General features: G+C 55.9%; 15 protein-coding genes, 1 other RNA gene and 1 pseudogene. 12 read left to right on the top strand and 5 right to left on the bottom strand.

The genetic code is table 11. The features are described 5' to 3' along the window. Positions 1–16 precede the first annotated feature (16 nt). Both fbaA and KTH07_RS16460 read left to right on the top strand, forming a co-directional pair. Positions 17–1096, top strand: a complete 1080-nt coding sequence (gene fbaA / locus KTH07_RS16465; RefSeq protein ID WP_003860079.1) for a class II fructose-bisphosphate aldolase — start codon at positions 17–19, stop codon at positions 1094–1096. Between the two features lie 187 nt (positions 1097–1283). Next, positions 1284–2138: a small-conductance mechanosensitive channel MscS gene (locus tag KTH07_RS16460; RefSeq protein WP_017382907.1), complete on the top strand. Its 855-nt coding sequence runs from the start codon at positions 1284–1286 to the stop codon at positions 2136–2138. Between the two features lie 46 nt (positions 2139–2184). On the opposite strand, the gene KTH07_RS16455 is transcribed toward KTH07_RS16460, so the two are convergent. Continuing rightward, complete coding sequence (locus KTH07_RS16455) at positions 2185–3243, bottom strand: ABC transporter substrate-binding protein (protein WP_017382906.1); 1059 nt, start codon at positions 3241–3243, stop codon at positions 2185–2187. A gap of 200 nt (positions 3244–3443) precedes the next feature. Here KTH07_RS16455 and argO point away from each other — a divergent pair, with 200 nt between their 5' ends. Together argO and KTH07_RS16445 are read left to right on the top strand one after the other, a co-directional pair. Then, positions 3444–4079 carry an arginine exporter ArgO gene (argO, locus tag KTH07_RS16450; protein WP_017382905.1) on the top strand — a complete coding sequence of 212 codons (636 nt, stop codon included), beginning with the start codon at positions 3444–3446 and terminating at the stop codon, positions 4077–4079. Positions 4080–4171: 92 nt separating this feature from the next. Further along, positions 4172–4894, top strand: coding sequence for an oxidative stress defense protein (locus KTH07_RS16445; RefSeq protein WP_017382904.1), 723 nt, complete (start codon positions 4172–4174; stop codon positions 4892–4894). Between the two features lie 42 nt (positions 4895–4936). On the opposite strand, the gene argP is transcribed toward KTH07_RS16445, so the two are convergent. Next, positions 4937–5830, bottom strand: a complete 894-nt coding sequence (gene argP, locus KTH07_RS16440; protein ID WP_003860089.1) for a DNA-binding transcriptional regulator ArgP — start codon at positions 5828–5830, stop codon at positions 4937–4939. Between the two features lie 127 nt (positions 5831–5957). On the opposite strand from argP, the gene rpiA reads away from it, so the two are divergent. Both rpiA and serA read left to right on the top strand, forming a co-directional pair. Continuing rightward, positions 5958–6617, top strand: coding sequence for a ribose-5-phosphate isomerase RpiA (gene rpiA, locus KTH07_RS16435; RefSeq protein ID WP_003860091.1), 660 nt, complete (start codon positions 5958–5960; stop codon positions 6615–6617). A gap of 266 nt (positions 6618–6883) precedes the next feature. Continuing rightward, on the top strand, positions 6884–8116 hold the full coding sequence (serA, locus tag KTH07_RS16430; RefSeq protein ID WP_017692705.1) for a phosphoglycerate dehydrogenase: 1233 nt from the start codon (positions 6884–6886) through the stop codon (positions 8114–8116). Between the two features lie 154 nt (positions 8117–8270). Here the strand turns inward: serA and KTH07_RS16425 are convergent. The 3 genes and pseudogenes from KTH07_RS16425 to zapA all read right to left on the bottom strand — a co-directional run bounded on the left by KTH07_RS16425 (position 8271) and on the right by zapA (position 9448). Continuing rightward, positions 8271–8869 (bottom strand): annotated as a pseudogene (locus KTH07_RS16425) (5-formyltetrahydrofolate cyclo-ligase). A 24-nt stretch (positions 8870–8893) separates the two neighbouring features. After that, a non-coding RNA gene (gene ssrS, locus KTH07_RS16420) (6S RNA) lies at positions 8894–9077 on the bottom strand. 41 nt (positions 9078–9118) lie between these two features. Further along, positions 9119–9448: a cell division protein ZapA gene (zapA, locus tag KTH07_RS16415; protein ID WP_003860096.1), complete on the bottom strand. Its 330-nt coding sequence runs from the start codon at positions 9446–9448 to the stop codon at positions 9119–9121. Positions 9449–9615: 167 nt separating this feature from the next. Here zapA and KTH07_RS16410 point away from each other — a divergent pair, with 167 nt between their 5' ends. The 6 genes from KTH07_RS16410 to gcvH all read left to right on the top strand — a co-directional run bounded on the left by KTH07_RS16410 (position 9616) and on the right by gcvH (position 15834). Then, a complete protein-coding gene (locus KTH07_RS16410) occupies positions 9616–10194 on the top strand; it encodes a YecA family protein (RefSeq protein ID WP_003860099.1) in 579 nt (192 codons plus the stop codon). A 31-nt stretch (positions 10195–10225) separates the two neighbouring features. Then, positions 10226–11539, top strand: coding sequence for a Xaa-Pro aminopeptidase (gene pepP, locus KTH07_RS16405; protein ID WP_086626100.1), 1314 nt, complete (start codon positions 10226–10228; stop codon positions 11537–11539). Beyond that, positions 11536–12714 carry a 2-octaprenyl-6-methoxyphenyl hydroxylase gene (gene ubiH / locus KTH07_RS16400; protein WP_017382900.1) on the top strand — a complete coding sequence of 393 codons (1179 nt, stop codon included), beginning with the start codon at positions 11536–11538 and terminating at the stop codon, positions 12712–12714. The genes pepP and ubiH overlap by 4 nt, the downstream gene beginning before the upstream one ends. A 12-nt stretch (positions 12715–12726) precedes the next feature. Next, complete coding sequence (gene ubiI / locus KTH07_RS16395) at positions 12727–13929, top strand: FAD-dependent 2-octaprenylphenol hydroxylase (protein ID WP_023304392.1); 1203 nt, start codon at positions 12727–12729, stop codon at positions 13927–13929. 397 nt (positions 13930–14326) lie between these two features. Next, entirely contained in the window at positions 14327–15421 is a 1095-nt protein-coding gene (gcvT, locus tag KTH07_RS16390; protein ID WP_023304391.1) for a glycine cleavage system aminomethyltransferase GcvT, read from the top strand. 23 nt (positions 15422–15444) lie between these two features. Further along, positions 15445–15834, top strand: a complete 390-nt coding sequence (gene gcvH, locus KTH07_RS16385; protein WP_006811885.1) for a glycine cleavage system protein GcvH — start codon at positions 15445–15447, stop codon at positions 15832–15834. The last annotated feature ends 34 nt before the right edge of the window (positions 15835–15868 follow it).

Here is a 15868-nt window from a genome sequence, read left to right as displayed (position 1 = left end):
TACAGGACTAAGCAACATGTCTAAAATTTTTGATTTCGTAAAACCTGGCGTTATCACTGGTGATGACGTACAGAAAGTGTTCCAGGTAGCTAAAGAAAACAACTTCGCTCTGCCAGCAGTTAACTGCGTAGGTACCGACTCCATCAACGCCGTACTGGAAACTGCTGCTAAAGTTAAAGCACCGGTTATCGTTCAGTTCTCTAACGGCGGCGCTGCGTTCATCGCAGGTAAAGGCGTGAAAACTGACATCCCTCAGGGCGCTGCTATCCTGGGTGCTATCTCTGGCGCACATCACGTTCACCAGATGGCTGAGCACTACGGTGTTCCGGTTATCCTGCACACTGACCACTGCGCGAAGAAACTGCTGCCATGGATCGACGGTCTGCTGGACGCAGGTGAAAAACACTTCGCAGCAACCGGTAAGCCACTGTTCTCTTCTCACATGATCGACCTGTCCGAAGAGTCTCTGGAAGAAAACATCGAGATCTGCTCTAAGTACCTGGCGCGTATGTCCAAAATGGGCATGACCCTGGAAATCGAACTGGGTTGCACCGGCGGTGAAGAAGACGGTGTGGACAACAGCCACATGGACGCTTCTGCTCTGTACACTCAGCCAGAAGACGTTGATTACGCTTACACCGAGCTGAGCAAAATCAGCCCACGCTTCACCATCGCAGCGTCCTTCGGTAACGTACACGGCGTATACAAACCAGGTAACGTGGTTCTGACCCCGACCATCCTGCGTGATTCTCAGGAATACGTGTCTAAGAAACACAACCTGCCGCACAACAGCCTGAACTTCGTCTTCCACGGCGGTTCCGGTTCTTCTGCTCAGGAAATCAAAGACTCCGTAAGCTACGGCGTAGTGAAAATGAACATCGATACCGACACCCAGTGGGCAACCTGGGACGGTATCCTGCAATACTACAAAACCAACGAAGCTTACCTGCAAGGTCAGCTGGGCAACCCGAAAGGCGAAGACCAGCCGAACAAGAAATACTACGATCCACGCGTATGGCTGCGCGCTGCCCAGACTTCTATGATTACTCGTCTGGAGCAGGCATTCAAAGAACTGAACGCGGTTGACGTTCTGTAATTTGAGCTGTTCATAGCGTCAAGAAGGTCCGCATATGCGGGCCTTTTTTTATGCCTTTTCAATAGCCTGATGCCTCTGTTTTTGTGATCTGTTTGGCAATATCATGGCTTTTTGTTTACCCTTTACTGACCTGCCTGTCTCCGTGTGGGATAGATTTTGTGGTTTTTATGAGCATAAGGAAAGATAAATGGAAGATCTCGGTGTTGTAGATAGCATCAATAACGCTGGCTCCTGGCTGGTGCGCAACCAGGCGCTCCTGATTAGTTACGCTGTGAATATTGCGGCGGCAATCGCCATTATTATTGTGGGGATGATCGTTGCCCGCACGGTTTCCCGGGGCGTTAATCGCGTAATGCTATCCCGTCATATCGATGCAACCGTTGCTGATTTCCTTTCTGCGCTGGTGCGTTACGGGATTATTGCGTTTACCCTCATTGCGGCAATGGGGCGGGTCGGTGTACAGACCGCTTCGGTCATTGCCGTACTTGGTGCCGCTGGTCTGGCCGTAGGTCTCGCTCTTCAGGGCTCGCTGGCTAACCTTGCAGCTGGCGTACTGTTAGTGACGTTCCGTCCTTTCCGTGCCGGAGAGTATGTTGATCTCGGTGGCACTGCGGGCACCGTGCTGAACGTGCAGATTTTTTCTACCACGCTGCGTTCGGCAGACGGCAAAATCGTCATTGTGCCAAACAAGAAAGTGATTGATGGCAACATTACTAACTTCTCTCGTGAGCCGGTTCGCCGTAATGAACTCATTATCGGGGTTGGCTATGATTCAGATACTGAGTTGGTGAAAAAGCTGATTACCGATATCATCGAATCAGATGACCGCATTCTTAAAGATCGCGAAATGACCGTTCGCCTGAACGAGTTGGGCGCGTCATCCATTAATTTTGTGGTGCGCATCTGGAGTAAAAGCGGCGATCTGCAAAACGTTTACTGGGACGTGCTGGAGCGCATTAAGCGTGATTTCGATGCCAACGGCATCAGCTTCCCTTATCCGCAGATGGATGTGAACTTCAAAAAAGTGAAAGAAGCTGACTAACGCTCGTCAGTTCAGACAACGCCCGCATTGTATGCGGGCGTTGAGCCTATCGCTTTTGCCGGGCGTTAGCCTCCAGCAATAGGCGTAGCTCGTGCATCAATTTGCCTGCGTCCGTATTACCCTTACTTTCCTGTTGCCGTACCCATTCCTCCTGAACCTCTTGATATCGCGTTGCTTTCTGCCATTCCAATTGCTCATCACGGCTCAGAAGATGAAGCTTAGCGCCTTCGTTTTCCAGACGCGTGGTGAGAGAAGCCAGCCCGCTGTCCAACGCAGCACCGAGTTGTTTCTCCGTGGTTTCGGCTGCACGACGAATAGCAAGACGATCCCGCTCGTCCAGTGCGTTTAAGGTGTCCTTATTTATAACCAGAAGGTAGACATGCCCCAGCCAGAGCGCAGGAGAATAATGAATGTAGGGCGCCGCGCGCTGCGCATGTATGTCATCTCCGCTGTCGAGATTCACCATAAGGCCATTCAACTGTCCCGTGCGCAACGCGTCGGTAATCTTGTCATTCCAGGGCATTACCAGGGTAGCTCCGCCAGCATTGCGCAAAAATGACTGGTGCCAGAAGCTGGCGGTTCGCCATTTTGTTCCCTCTAGCTGCTTCAGCTTAACGTCTGGCTGACGGGTAAAGAACCCGACCGGATAACCCAGGAAGAACTGCAAATTCACCAGGTTATTCTGCCCAAGCTCGCGGGCAAACTGTGGGTATTGCTGGAACACGCGATGAAAGAAGCGCACCTGGGCCTCGCCGTTTGCAGGCCCAAGGGGAAAGCTTTTGAATATTTGATGAAGCGGCAGTTGCTCAGCCGTATATTCAGGGACAACGATGCCAATATCAGCTCTGGTTCCCTGGCCAAGCGTACTTAGCGCATTGTAACTACTTGATATATCACCTTTCCAGTGGGCTTCAATTTTCAGGCGGCCTTGCGATTCTTTTTCAATCTCACTAAAGAAAACGTTTTTGATAAATTGCGTACGCATATTGCCGTACGGTTCATGGTCCGTGTAGCGAAGTATCTTTCCTGCACTCGCTATGGCCGGAAATGCAGTTAAGAGCGCAAATATGGCGGAGATGACCATTGCAACGCCTTGATGTTTCATATGATTTCCTGTGAGAATTTTTCGGCCTGGGGCATTACAGCATACGCCGGGTCGCGAGAGGGCAGGTTTTATAAAATCTTAATATTGTATACAGCAGGGTTTTATTAGTGATTCTAATTAACCATTAAAATTTTAAATTTTATCTAATGATGGTCACGCAGTATAGTCTGCACGTAGAGAAAACTGCCTGAGAGTTATCAATGTTAACTTACTATTTTCAAGGGCTTGCATTAGGTGCGGCCATGATCCTTCCCCTTGGTCCACAAAATGCGTTTGTGATGAACCAGGGCATTCGCCGCCAGTATCATCTGATGATTGCCCTGCTGTGCGCGGTGAGCGATTTGCTACTGATTTGCGCCGGGATTTTTGGCGGCAGCGCCTTGCTGATGCAGTCGCCGTGGCTGCTGGCGCTGGTTACCTGGGGCGGCGTAGCGTTTCTGCTGTGGTACGGGTTTGGCGCCCTGAAAACGGCCATGAGCAGCAATCTTGAGCTGGCGAGCGCCGAAGTGATGAAGCAGGGGCGCTGGAAGATTATCGTCACCATGCTCGCCGTGACGTGGCTTAACCCGCACGTCTACCTTGATACCTTTGTGGTGCTCGGCAGCCTGGGTGGACAGCTGGACGTTGAGCCCAAGCGCTGGTTTGCGCTCGGTACGGTCAGCGCCTCCTTCCTCTGGTTCTTTGGTCTTGCGATCCTGGCGGCATGGCTGGCGCCCCGTCTGCGTACCGCTAAAGCGCAGCGCATTATCAATACCCTGGTTGGGCTGGTGATGTGGTTTATTGCCTTCCAGCTGGCGAAAGAGGGGATTCATCACGTACAGGGACTGTTCAACTAAGCGTTGTCTTATGGACATCTGAACAAGACCCGCTAAGCTTGCTGGCATGAGCCCTGTTGATGGGGCACTCTTCGCAACATGGAGGAATGACAGTGAAGTTTAAGGTGATGGCCCTGGCGGCATTAGTAAGTTTAGGTGCGGTGTCGGTGCAGGCGAATGAACTGCCAAACGGCCCGCACATTGTCACTTCAGGCACGGCAAGCGTGGATGCGGTACCGGATGTTGCAACCCTGGCAATTGAAGTGAACGTGGCGGCGAAAGATGCTGCTTCCGCCAAGAAACAGGCAGACGATCGTGTTGCGCAATACCTCTCTTTCCTGGAACAGAACGGTGTCGCGAAAAAAGACATCAGCTCTGCGAACCTGCGTACCCAACCGGATTACGACTACCAGAACGGCAAAAGCATCCTGAAAGGCTATCGCGCCGTGCGTACTGTGGAAGTGACTGTACGCCAGCTTGATAAGCTCAACGGATTGCTGGATGGTGCGCTGAAGGCTGGGCTGAACGAAATTCGTTCCGTCTCGCTGGGCGTTGCGCAACCGGAGAAATATAAAGACGAAGCGCGTAAAGCGGCGATTGATGATGCCATTCATCAGGCGCAGCAGCTGGCATCCGGCTTCAAGACCAAGCTCGGTCCGGTTTACAGCGTGCGCTACCACGTTTCAAACTACCAGCCAAGCCCGATGGTTCGGATGATGAAGGCGGACGCCGCGCCGGTTTCTGCTCAGGAAACCTATGAGCAGCCAACCATTCAGTTCGACGATCAGGTTGATGTGGTGTTCCAGCTGGAGCCGACTGAAAAGCCCGCTCAGTAACCCGTAGGCCGGGTAAGGCGAAGCCGCCACCCGGCTAGTTTTTCAATCCTGTCTTAACACCTTATGCCCAAACGCCAGCAGCGCGTCAGTGACGTTGCGCATCATGCGGCTTTCCGGCGCAAAACGGTGCCAGTACAGCATCCGGCGCTGATACAGCCCCGGGGTTAAATCAATCAGCTCACCGCTTTTCAACTCTTTCTCAATCTGCAAATGCGGGATCATGCAGCAGGTGGTTCCCTGACGCGCGAGCTGTACGAAGGCTTCGGACGAGTTAACGATATGACACGGTACGCTGCCCGGCGGCAGATCGAAGTTTTGTTGCAGGAAGGCCTGATGCATATCGTCCAGATGGTCGAAAGCGACGGCAGGCGCTTTCAGCAGCGCGGCGCGGGTCACACCGTTCGGGAAGTAACGCTCGGCAAAGGCTTTTGAACCGACAAACAGGTAATCCAGCGCGCCCAGCTGATCCACCAGACAGCTTGGCAGCGCCTGAGGCTGAATACTGACCGCCCCAACCACTTCGCCACGGCGCAGGCGCTCCTGGGTGCGGGTCTCGTCTTCAACCTGGAGATTCAGGCGGATAGGGGAGTCGGCCAGCACCGGCGCAAGGGCCGGCAGCAGCCAGGTCGCCAGACTGTCGGCGTTCACCGCCAGCGACAGCAGCAGCGGCGTGGAGCCGGTCTGTTCATCGCCCAGCCATTCATCTTCCAGCAGTTCAACCTGACGCAGCAGCGCGAGGAGCTTTTGTCCTTGCTCCGTCGGACGCGGCGGCACGGTACGCACCAGCAGCGGCTGCCCGAACATGTTTTCAAGCTGTTTGATACGCTGTGATACGGCGGACTGGGTGATGCACAGCTTTTGCGCCGCGCGCTCAAAACCGCGTTCACGAATAACTGCATCAAGTGCCTGTAGTGTTCTGTAGTCCGGACGTTTCATTGCTCTGGCTGACTCCTTAATTTTGCTTAATCTGCACTATGACACAATTTTCCCTTCGTGGCAGACGAAATCCATTCGACGTGTTCTATAATGCGCCCTGAGTTTTCACACCACAGGCAAAACGATCATGACGCAGGATGAACTGAAAAAAGCAGTAGGATGGGCCGCTCTCCAGTACGTACAGCCGGGTACCATTGTCGGTGTTGGTACGGGGTCGACGGCGGCGCACTTTATCGATGCGCTGGGCACGATGAAGGGGCAGATCGAGGGCGCGGTTTCCAGCTCCGATGCTTCCACGGAAAAGCTGAAAAGCCTCGGCATTACCGTTTTCGACCTCAACGAAGTGGACCGTCTGGGCATTTACGTTGATGGCGCGGATGAAATCAACGGCCACATGCAGATGATCAAAGGCGGTGGCGCGGCGCTGACCCGCGAAAAAATCATCGCTTCCGTGGCGGATAAGTTCATCTGCATCGCGGACGCCTCCAAGCAGGTCGACATTCTGGGGAATTTCCCGCTGCCGGTCGAAGTGATCCCGATGGCGCGCAGCGCCGTGGCACGTCAACTGGTGAAGCTGGGTGGTCGTCCGGAATACCGTCAGGGTGTGGTGACCGACAACGGCAACGTGATCCTCGACGTTCATGGCCTTGAGATCCTCGATGCCATTGCGCTGGAAAATGCGATCAACGGCATTCCAGGCGTCGTTACCGTAGGGTTATTTGCCAACCGTGGCGCGGACGTGGCGCTGATCGGCACGGCTGACGGTGTAAAAACCATCGTAAAATGATCTGACGGGGGGAGCGCTCCCCCCGCTAAAAAAATTTTGAAAAGCTAAATTCGGTGACTTGTGTCACGTTTTTCCGCCTCTTTTGCCGATCCTGCCACGTTCGTAATTATCCGCAGCATTTTCCTCTGCCATTTTGCTCTGTATGACTTTTCTTCAGAGTGCCGACGCAAACGTTCATATTGCTGCAATAGTTTTTTTTGATATGTTGGCTGCACGGGATTTATATCCAGCACAACATCAGTTCAGATAAAAACAGGGTCGGGTAAATGGCAAAGGTATCACTGGAGAAAGACAAGATTAAATTCCTGCTGGTTGAAGGCGTGCACCAGAAAGCGCTCGATAGCCTTCGCGCAGCAGGCTACACCAACATCGAATTTCACAAAGGCGCGCTGGACACTGAAGAGCTGAAAGCGTCCATCCGTGATGCCCATTTCATTGGCCTGCGATCCCGTACCCAACTGACTGAAGACGTTATTGCTGCGGCGGAAAAGCTGGTGGCGATTGGCTGTTTCTGCATCGGCACCAACCAGGTTGATCTGAATGCCGCCGCAAAACGCGGTATCCCGGTCTTTAACGCGCCGTTCTCTAACACCCGTTCCGTGGCGGAGCTGGTGATTGGCGAGCTGCTGCTGCTCCTTCGCGGCATTCCGGAAGCTAACGCCAAAGCGCACCGTGGCGTATGGAATAAGCTGGCCGCGGGCTCCTACGAAGCGCGTGGTAAAAAGCTTGGGATTATCGGTTACGGCCACATCGGTACGCAGCTCGGTATTCTGGCGGAATCCCTCGGCATGCACGTGTTTTTCTACGATATCGAAAGCAAGCTGCCGCTGGGTAACGCGACGCAGGTGCAGCATCTCTCTGATCTGCTGAATATGAGTGACGTGGTCAGTCTGCACGTGCCGGAAAATGCGTCCACCAAAAACATGATGGGGGCGGAAGAGCTGGCGCTGATGAAGCCGGGCTCTCTGCTGATCAACGCCGCGCGCGGCACTGTAGTTGACATTCCTGCGCTGTGCGACGCGCTGAAGCGTAAGCATCTGGCGGGTGCGGCGATTGACGTATTCCCGACGGAACCGGCCACCAACAGCGATCCGTTCACCTCTCCGCTGTGCGAGTTCGACAACGTGATCCTGACGCCGCACATCGGCGGTTCTACTCAGGAAGCTCAGGAGAATATCGGCCTGGAAGTGGCGGGTAAGCTGAGCAAATATTCCGACAACGGTTCAACGCTCTCTGCGGTGAACTTCCCGGAGGTGTCTCTGCCGCTGCACGGTGGGCGTCGTCTGCTGCACATCCACGAAAACCGTCCTGGCGTGCTGACCGCCATCAACCAGATCTTTGCTGAGCAGGGTGTTAACATTGCCGCGCAGTATCTGCAAACTAACTCGCAGATGGGTTATGTGGTGATTGATATCGAAGCGGATGAAGACATCGCCGAGAAAGCATTGCAGAGCATGAAGGCCATTCCGGGGACGATTCGCGCGCGCCTGTTGTACTGATGGTGCGGTCTGTGGCGTCGGGTGGCGGCTACGCCTTACCCGACCTACAGTTGTCGTGCGGTCTGTGTGTCGGGTGGCGCTTACGCTTACCCGACCTGCAATGTTCGAGGATTTATGTAGGCCGGGTAAGGCGTAGCCGCCACCCGGCTTTGTTCTACCAGGTCCAGGTTTTACTGGGCGTCACCACCGCCGGCAACGGCACATCCCATTTTCTCTACGGGTAATGCCTCCACGCCCTGGCAATCATGCGCATACCCCACCGGCTGCAATCCGTACTGCTGCCAGTTTTGTAGCGTCCTGTCATAGAATCCCCCCGCCCATGCCTAATCGCTGGCCCTGCTCGTCAAACGCCACCAGCGGCGTAATCAGCACATCCAGCCCGGAAAGCGGGAGCACGTCGCGCACGTCGAGTTTGGGTTCGGTGATTTTCAGACGATTCACCACCAGCTCGCTGTGCGGATGGTAGTGCAGAAACAGCAGATTGCCCGGGCTAAAGGGATGCAGAACCGGCAGGTAAACTTTTTTCCCGGCGCGCCAGAGCTGGTCGATAAGCGGTTGGGTATCCAGCTCACCATCAAACGAGAGAAACAGGGCGACGGTGTTTGCCATCACCACAGGGGGATAGGCCATCATGCGGGCGGCGGCCTGCTGAGCAAACTGTGCCTGTTGCTCGGCGCTTAGAGCGCGACGACGCTGGCGAATAAGCTGACGGATGTCCTGGCGTGAAGCAGAAACTTCAGGGAGTTGAGTCATGGTAGTCGGTAGAAGAAAAGAGAGGGAATCTCCGAGATGCCGCCGCAGGCTGTAACCCTTGAACCCTTGGTTCAAGGTGAATGTGTCGTCATAGTTTTAAGGCTTCTCGGACGAACCGAGCATGCTCACCAACCATGGAGCGCCACATTCTTGTGGTATGAAATATCGGCTCAGGGGACTGGCCCGCTTGCGAACATCTCAGAGAAATTTTGTCTTCACAGTTACTCTACCATAGTCAACTGAGAAGTGTTATTCAAACTTTGGTCCCGGTCTTTCGGGACTGCGACCTTGATCAAGCAATGCCTGTTCTATGGTCTGCTGGAGCATTTTAATGCGCTGCTCCATGCTTGCCGCGTAATCGCGGGTCTTCGCTTTTTCCTGAGTCAGTTCATAGCTGATGTTCAACGCGGCGATGAAAACCAGCTGCTCAGTATTTGTGACTCTAGTGCGTTCTTTTAGATCTTGCAACCGCTGATTCAAATCGTCCGCAGCCTGATTCAAGGCATCCCTTTGTTCAGGCGGACAATTCACTCGCAGTGAACGGCCAAAAATCTGGAGATCGACGGGTTGTGCAGACATGCCACCTTCCTGCTGATTGACTGCGCTGCCTTCGCTTACTGCCCCGGGGGCTGCGAAGGGGCGACACTATAGCTACCCTGATGTGAAGATACAAGCCCTTTTCTGGTATCACCAGGGTCCAAAGTGGTAGCATATCATGAATATCCTCCCTTTGATGACGAATGCGTATGTCTATACAGAACGAAATGCCTGGTTACAAGGATTTAAACCAGTTACTGAACCAGCAGGGAGTCGGTCTGACCCCTGCCGAAATGCACGGTCTGATCAGCGGCATACTGTGCGGCGGAAACAGCGACAGCTCATGGCAGCCGCTGATCCACGACCTCACCAACGAAGGGCTGGCGTTTGGCCACGAACTGGCGGAAGCGCTGCGTAAAATGCACGCCGCAACCAGCGATTCCCTGGAAGACGATGGCTTTCTTTTTCAGCTTTATCTGCCTGAAGGCGACGATGTCAGCGTCTTCGATCGCGCTGATGCGCTCGCGGGTTGGGTAAACCACTATCTTCTTGGCCTGGGCGTAACCCAGCCTAAACTGGATAAAGTGACCGGCGAAGCGGGTGAAGCGATCGACGATCTGCGTAACATCGCCCAACTCGGCTACGATGAAGACGAAGACCAGGAAGAGCTGGAGATGTCTCTCGAAGAGATTATCGAGTACGTGCGCGTGGCGTCTCTGCTGTGCCACGACAACTTTACGCGCTCGCAGCCGACCGCGCCGGAAGTTCGCAAGCCAACATTACACTAAGAAAAATAACGCACAGGAGGGTGTCATGGTTATCTCCAGTCAAGAGTATTCTCGCCGTCGTCAGGCGCTGCTGGCAAAAATGCAGCCGGGAAGCGCTGCCCTGATTTTCGCCGCGCCGGAAGTGACGCGCAGCGCCGACAGCGAATACCCCTATCGCCAGAGCAGTGATTTCTGGTACTTCACCGGGTTTAACGAGCCGGAAGCGGTACTGGTGCTGATTAAAAGCAATGACACCCACAACCACAGCGTGATTTTTAACCGCGTGCGCGATCTGACCGCGGAAATCTGGTTTGGCCGCCGCTTAGGGCAGGAGGCGGCGCCAGAAAAACTGGGCGTGGACCGCGCGCTGGCCTACAGCGAAATCAACCAGCAGCTCTACCAACTGCTGAACGGTCTGGACGTGCTCTATCACGCGCAGGGCGAATACGCGTATGCGGATGACATTGTTTTCACCGCGCTGGATAAGCTGCGTAAAGGCTCACGTCAGAATTTGTCTGCACCTGCCACCCTGACGGACTGGCGACCGATGGTGCATGAGATGCGCCTGTTCAAGTCTGAAGAAGAGCTGAACGTGATGCGCCGCGCGGGCGAAATCAGCGCCCTGGCGCATACCCGCGCCATGGAAAAGTGCCGTCCCGGTATGTTCGAGTACCAGCTTGAAGGGGAAATTCACCATGAATTTAACCGTCACGGCGCGCGCTTCCCGTCCTATAACACCATCGTAGGCGGCGGGGAAAATGGCTGCATTCTGCACTACACCGAAAACGAAAGTGAACTGCGCGACGGCGATCTGGTGCTGATTGACGCTGGCTGTGAATATCAGGGTTACGCGGGCGACATCACCCGTACCTTCCCGGTGAACGGTAAATTCACCACCGCGCAGCGTGAAATCTATGACATCGTGCTTGAGTCTCTGGAGACCGCGCTGACGCTGTTCCGCCCTGGCACCTCCATCCAGGAGGTTACGGGCGAGGTGGTGCGCATCATGATTACCGGGCTGGTGAAGCTCGGCATTCTGAAAGGCGATGTGGACACCCTTATAACCGAAAACGCCCATCGTCCGTACTTTATGCACGGCCTGAGCCACTGGCTGGGGCTGGATGTGCATGACGTCGGGGCATACGGTCCGGAACGTTCGCGCGTGCTGGAGCCTGGCATGGTGCTGACCGTTGAGCCGGGGCTGTACATCGCGCCGGATGCCGACGTGCCGGAACAGTACCGCGGGATCGGCATTCGTATTGAAGATGATATCGTCATCACCGAAACCGGTAACGAAAACCTGACCGCGACCGTGGTGAAAAAAGCCGACGACATCGAGGCGCTGATGGCGGCGGCACGCGGATGAGCGTAATCATTGTTGGCGGAGGCATGACCGGCGCTACTCTGGCGCTGGCTATTTCGCAGTTAACCCAGGGCCAGCTTCCGGTGCATCTCGTTGAGGCGGTCGCGCCGCAGGCTGCCGATCATCCCGGTTTCGACGCCCGCGCTATCGCGCTGGCGCAGGGGACCTGTCAGCAGCTTGCGCGTATTGGGATCTGGCAGGCGATAGCGGATTGCGCAACGGCGATCGGCACCGTTCACGTCAGCGATCGCGGGCATGCCGGGTTTGTGACGCTGGATGCCCACGATTACCGGATCGAGGCGCTGGGGCAGGTTGTCGAGCTGCATGATGTAGGGCTGCGGCTGTTCCGTCTGTTACAGGACGCGCCTGGCGTCACGCTGCACTGTCCGGCGCGCGTCGCCAGCTTTAGCCGTCGTGACGAGGCCGTCAGCGTGACGCTGGACAACGGCACCACGCTGGAGGGGCAACTGCTGGTGGCGGCAGATGGTTCACGCTCCGCGATCGCCACGCAGTGCGGCGTCGAATGGCGCTCTGAACCCTATGGGCAGGCGGCGGTCATCGCTAACGTCTCTACGGCTGGCGCGCATAACGGCAGGGCATTTGAGCGCTTCACGGAGCACGGCCCGCTGGCCATGCTGCCGATGTCGAACGGGCGCTGCTCGCTGGTATGGTGCCATGCGCAGGATCGGGCCGATGAGGTTCTCTCCTGGTCCGACGAACGTTTTTGTTCCGAGCTGCAAAAAGCCTTCGGCTGGCGGCTTGGGCGCATCACCCATGCCGGAAAACGCGTGGCCTATCCGCTCGCGCTGACGACCGCATCGCAGACTGTCTCCCATCGCGTCGCCCTGCTCGGCAACGCCGCGCAGACGCTGCACCCCATCGCCGGGCAAGGCTTCAACCTTGGCCTCCGTGACGTGATAAGCCTGGCAGAGCTACTGGCCCGGACGTGGAGCGAACAACAGGATTGTGGCGCATACTCGGTGCTAAGCCATTACCAGAAACGACGCCAGGCGGACAAAGCGGCGACCATTGGCGTCACCGACGGTTTAGTCCACCTGTTTGCCAATCGCTGGGCACCGCTGGTTGCGGGTCGCAACCTTGGGCTGATGGCGATGGAACTGTTCATTCCGGCACGTGACGTGCTGGCGCAGCGGACCCTGGGTTGGGTCGCGCGTTAAGGAGTATTGACCGTGCAAAATGTTGATGTCGCCATTGTGGGTGGCGGAATGGTAGGACTGGCGCTGGCCTGTGGTTTACAGGGCAGCGGCCTGCGCGTGGCCGTGCTTGAGCAAAAAGCGCCGCAGCCTGTGGCGCAGGATGCACCGCCGGAGCTGCGCGTCTCGGCGATCAATGCCGCCAGCGAAAAGCTACTGACGCACCTTGGCGTCTGGTCTGAAATCGTGGCGCTGCGTGCCAGCTGTTACCATGGCATGGAAGTGTGGGACAAAGACAGCTTCGGCCATATCGCGTTTGACGATGAAAGCATGGGCTATAGCCACCTTGGACACATCGTTGAAAACGCGGTGATCCACCACGCGCTGTGGCAGAAAGCACAGCAGTGCAGCGACGTCACGCTGATCGCACCGGCGAAACTCCAGCAGGTGGCGTGGGGCGAAAACGACGCGTTTATCACTCTTGAAAGTGGCGACATGCTGACCGCGCGTCTGGTGGTGGGTGCCGACGGCGCCAATTCCTGGCTGCGTAACAAAGCGGATATTCCGCTGACCTTCTGGGATTACCGCCATCACGCGTTGGTGGCCACAATCCGCACCGAAGAGCCGCACGGCGGCGTGGCGCGCCAGATTTTCCATAATGACGGCATTCTGGCCTTCCTGCCGCTTGCCGATCCGCATCTCTGCTCCATCGTCTGGTCCTTAGAGCCGGAGAAAGCGCAGCAGATGCAGGAGGCGACGCCGGATGCCTTCAGTCAGGCGCTATGCGTGGCGTTTGATAACCGTCTGGGCCTGTGCATGCTTGAAAGCGAACGCCAGACGTTTCCGTTAACCGGTCGCTACGCGCGTCAGTTTGCCGCGCACCGTCTGGCGCTGGTGGGGGATGCGGCGCATACCATTCATCCGCTGGCCGGGCAGGGGGTGAACCTCGGCTTTATGGACGCGGCTGAGCTGGTTGAAGAGCTGCGTCGCCTGCATCGGGAAGGCAAAGATATTGGCCAGCATCTGTATCTGCGTCGCTACGAGCGCAGCCGCAAACACAGTGCGGCGATGATACTGGCGGGGATGCAGGGTTTCCGCGAGCTGTTTGCCGGAGCGAATCCGGCGAAAAAACTGCTGCGCGATATTGGCCTCAAGCTGGCCGACACTCTTCCCGGCGTAAAACCGCAGCTTCTTCGTCAGGCAATGGGCCTCAACGATCTTCCCGACTGGTTACGTTAATCTCGATCCCCGTCACACTTTATTTTCCCGGCCTCCGCGCCGGGGAAATTTCCTCGTTTGAAATAATCTAATTTCACGTCATTTTTCGCATTAGAAAATCTAATCTTACTATTTTTATGTTACGGAAATTCGGCCCGTTTTTCCGCACGAAATATCACCATCTGCTAAATTCTGTTAGATCATTGTTAATTTTATGCGGGTTTAATCGCATTTTCCCAGTGAATATCTCTGTAGGCTTTTCAGCGATTTTTGGTCATAAGCTAATGTGATGACCCGTTTTACCTTATGGTTAACCGCCGGTTTCGGTGGTAAGTTCAGGTAAAAGAGAACGTTTGCGTCGGCCCCCGATCGCGAGGCCGACACCGGGTTTCACGGTGAATTTTTCAACGAGGAAAAGATGGCTCAACAGACTCCTTTGTACGAACAGCACGTGTTGTGCGGCGCCCGCATGGTGGACTTCCACGGCTGGATGATGCCGCTGCACTACGGCTCGCAGATTGATGAGCACCACGCGGTGCGCACCGATGCCGGTATGTTCGACGTGTCTCATATGACGATTGTCGACCTGCGCGGTAGCCGCACCCGGGAGTTTTTGCGTTATCTGCTGGCAAATGACGTCGCCAAACTGAAGACGCCGGGCAAAGCGCTCTATACCGGCATGCTGAATGCCTCGGGCGGCGTGATTGATGACCTTATCGTCTATTACTTCACTGAAGATTTCTTCCGCCTCGTTGTAAACTCCGCCACCCGCGAAAAAGACCTCTCCTGGATCACCCAACACGCCGAACCTTATGCCATCGACATCACCGTCCGTGACGATCTGTCACTGATCGCCGTGCAGGGGCCGAACGCGCAGGCGAAAGCCGCGTCTCTGTTCAGCGACGAGCAGCGCAAAGCCACCGAAGGCATGAAGCCGTTCTTCGGCGTGCAGGCGGGCGATCTGTTTATCGCCACCACCGGCTACACCGGTGAAGCGGGCTACGAAATTGCCATGCCAAACGATAAGGCCGCTGATTTCTGGCGTGCGCTGGTGGAGGCGGGCGTGAAGCCTGCGGGCCTGGGCGCGCGCGATACGCTGCGTCTGGAAGCGGGGATGAACCTCTACGGTCAGGAGATGGACGAAGGCGTCTCTCCGCTGGCGGCCAACATGGGCTGGACCATCGCGTGGGAACCGGCTGACCGTGATTTTATTGGTCGTGAAGCGCTGGAGATGCAGCGCGAGAAGGGCACTGAACAGCTGGTCGGCCTGGTGATGAAAGAAAAAGGCGTTCTGCGCGGCGAGCTGCCTGTACGCTTCACCGATGCCGATGGCAATCATCGCGAAGGCGTGATCACCAGCGGAACGTTCTCCCCGACGCTCGGCTACAGTATTGCCCTGGCACGCGTGCCGGCGGGGATTGGCGAAACGGCGGTGGTGCAGATCCGCAACCGCGAAATGCCGGTCAACGTGACCAAACCGATTTTTGTTCGCGCCGGTAAGCCGGTCGCCTAACTATTTTTATCAGGAGAACTTCAATGAGCAATGTGCCAGCAGAACTGAAATACAGCAAAGAACACGAGTGGCTGCGCAAAGAGGCGGACGGCACTTACACCGTTGGGATCACCGAGCACGCGCAGGAGCTGCTGGGCGACATGGTGTTTGTTGACCTGCCGGAAGTGGGCGCAACCGTGAGCGCAGGCGACGACTGCGCGGTGGCGGAATCCGTTAAAGCGGCCTCTGACATCTACGCCCCGGTGAGCGGTGAAATTGTTGCCGTGAACGACGCGCTGAGCGACTCCCCGGAGCTGGTCAACAGCGAACCGTATGAAGGCGGCTGGATCTTCAAGATCAAAGCCAGCGACGAAGCGCAGGTTGCCGCGCTGCTGGATGCGACCGCGTACGAAGCACTACTGGAAGACGAATAACGTTGTGCCGGATGGCGCTGCGCTTATCCGGCCT

The sequence above is a fragment of the Enterobacter cloacae complex sp. ECL72 genome (assembly GCF_019056635.1).
GTDB lineage: Bacteria > Pseudomonadota > Gammaproteobacteria > Enterobacterales > Enterobacteriaceae > Enterobacter > Enterobacter hormaechei_C.
Note: the sequence above shows the minus strand (reverse complement) of the source record. Positions and strands in the feature narration are given on the sequence as shown.

What these genes read in the sequence shown, in the direction of transcription:
- fbaA (WP_003860079.1), top strand. Translation starts at nt 17, where the DNA reads ATGTCTAAAATTTTTGATTTCGTAAAACCTGGCGTTATCACTGGTGAT.
- KTH07_RS16460 (WP_017382907.1), top strand. Translation starts at nt 1,284, where the DNA reads ATGGAAGATCTCGGTGTTGTAGATAGCATCAATAACGCTGGCTCCTGG.
- KTH07_RS16455 (WP_017382906.1), bottom strand. Translation starts at nt 3,243, where the DNA reads ATGAAACATCAAGGCGTTGCAATGGTCATCTCCGCCATATTTGCGCTC.
- argO (WP_017382905.1), top strand. Translation starts at nt 3,444, where the DNA reads ATGTTAACTTACTATTTTCAAGGGCTTGCATTAGGTGCGGCCATGATC.
- argP (WP_003860089.1), bottom strand. Translation starts at nt 5,830, where the DNA reads ATGAAACGTCCGGACTACAGAACACTACAGGCACTTGATGCAGTTATT.
- rpiA (WP_003860091.1), top strand. Translation starts at nt 5,958, where the DNA reads ATGACGCAGGATGAACTGAAAAAAGCAGTAGGATGGGCCGCTCTCCAG.
- serA (WP_017692705.1), top strand. Translation starts at nt 6,884, where the DNA reads ATGGCAAAGGTATCACTGGAGAAAGACAAGATTAAATTCCTGCTGGTT.
- zapA (WP_003860096.1), bottom strand. Translation starts at nt 9,448, where the DNA reads ATGTCTGCACAACCCGTCGATCTCCAGATTTTTGGCCGTTCACTGCGA.
- KTH07_RS16410 (WP_003860099.1), top strand. Translation starts at nt 9,616, where the DNA reads ATGTCTATACAGAACGAAATGCCTGGTTACAAGGATTTAAACCAGTTA.
- ubiH (WP_017382900.1), top strand. Translation starts at nt 11,536, where the DNA reads ATGAGCGTAATCATTGTTGGCGGAGGCATGACCGGCGCTACTCTGGCG.
- gcvT (WP_023304391.1), top strand. Translation starts at nt 14,327, where the DNA reads ATGGCTCAACAGACTCCTTTGTACGAACAGCACGTGTTGTGCGGCGCC.
- gcvH (WP_006811885.1), top strand. Translation starts at nt 15,445, where the DNA reads ATGAGCAATGTGCCAGCAGAACTGAAATACAGCAAAGAACACGAGTGG.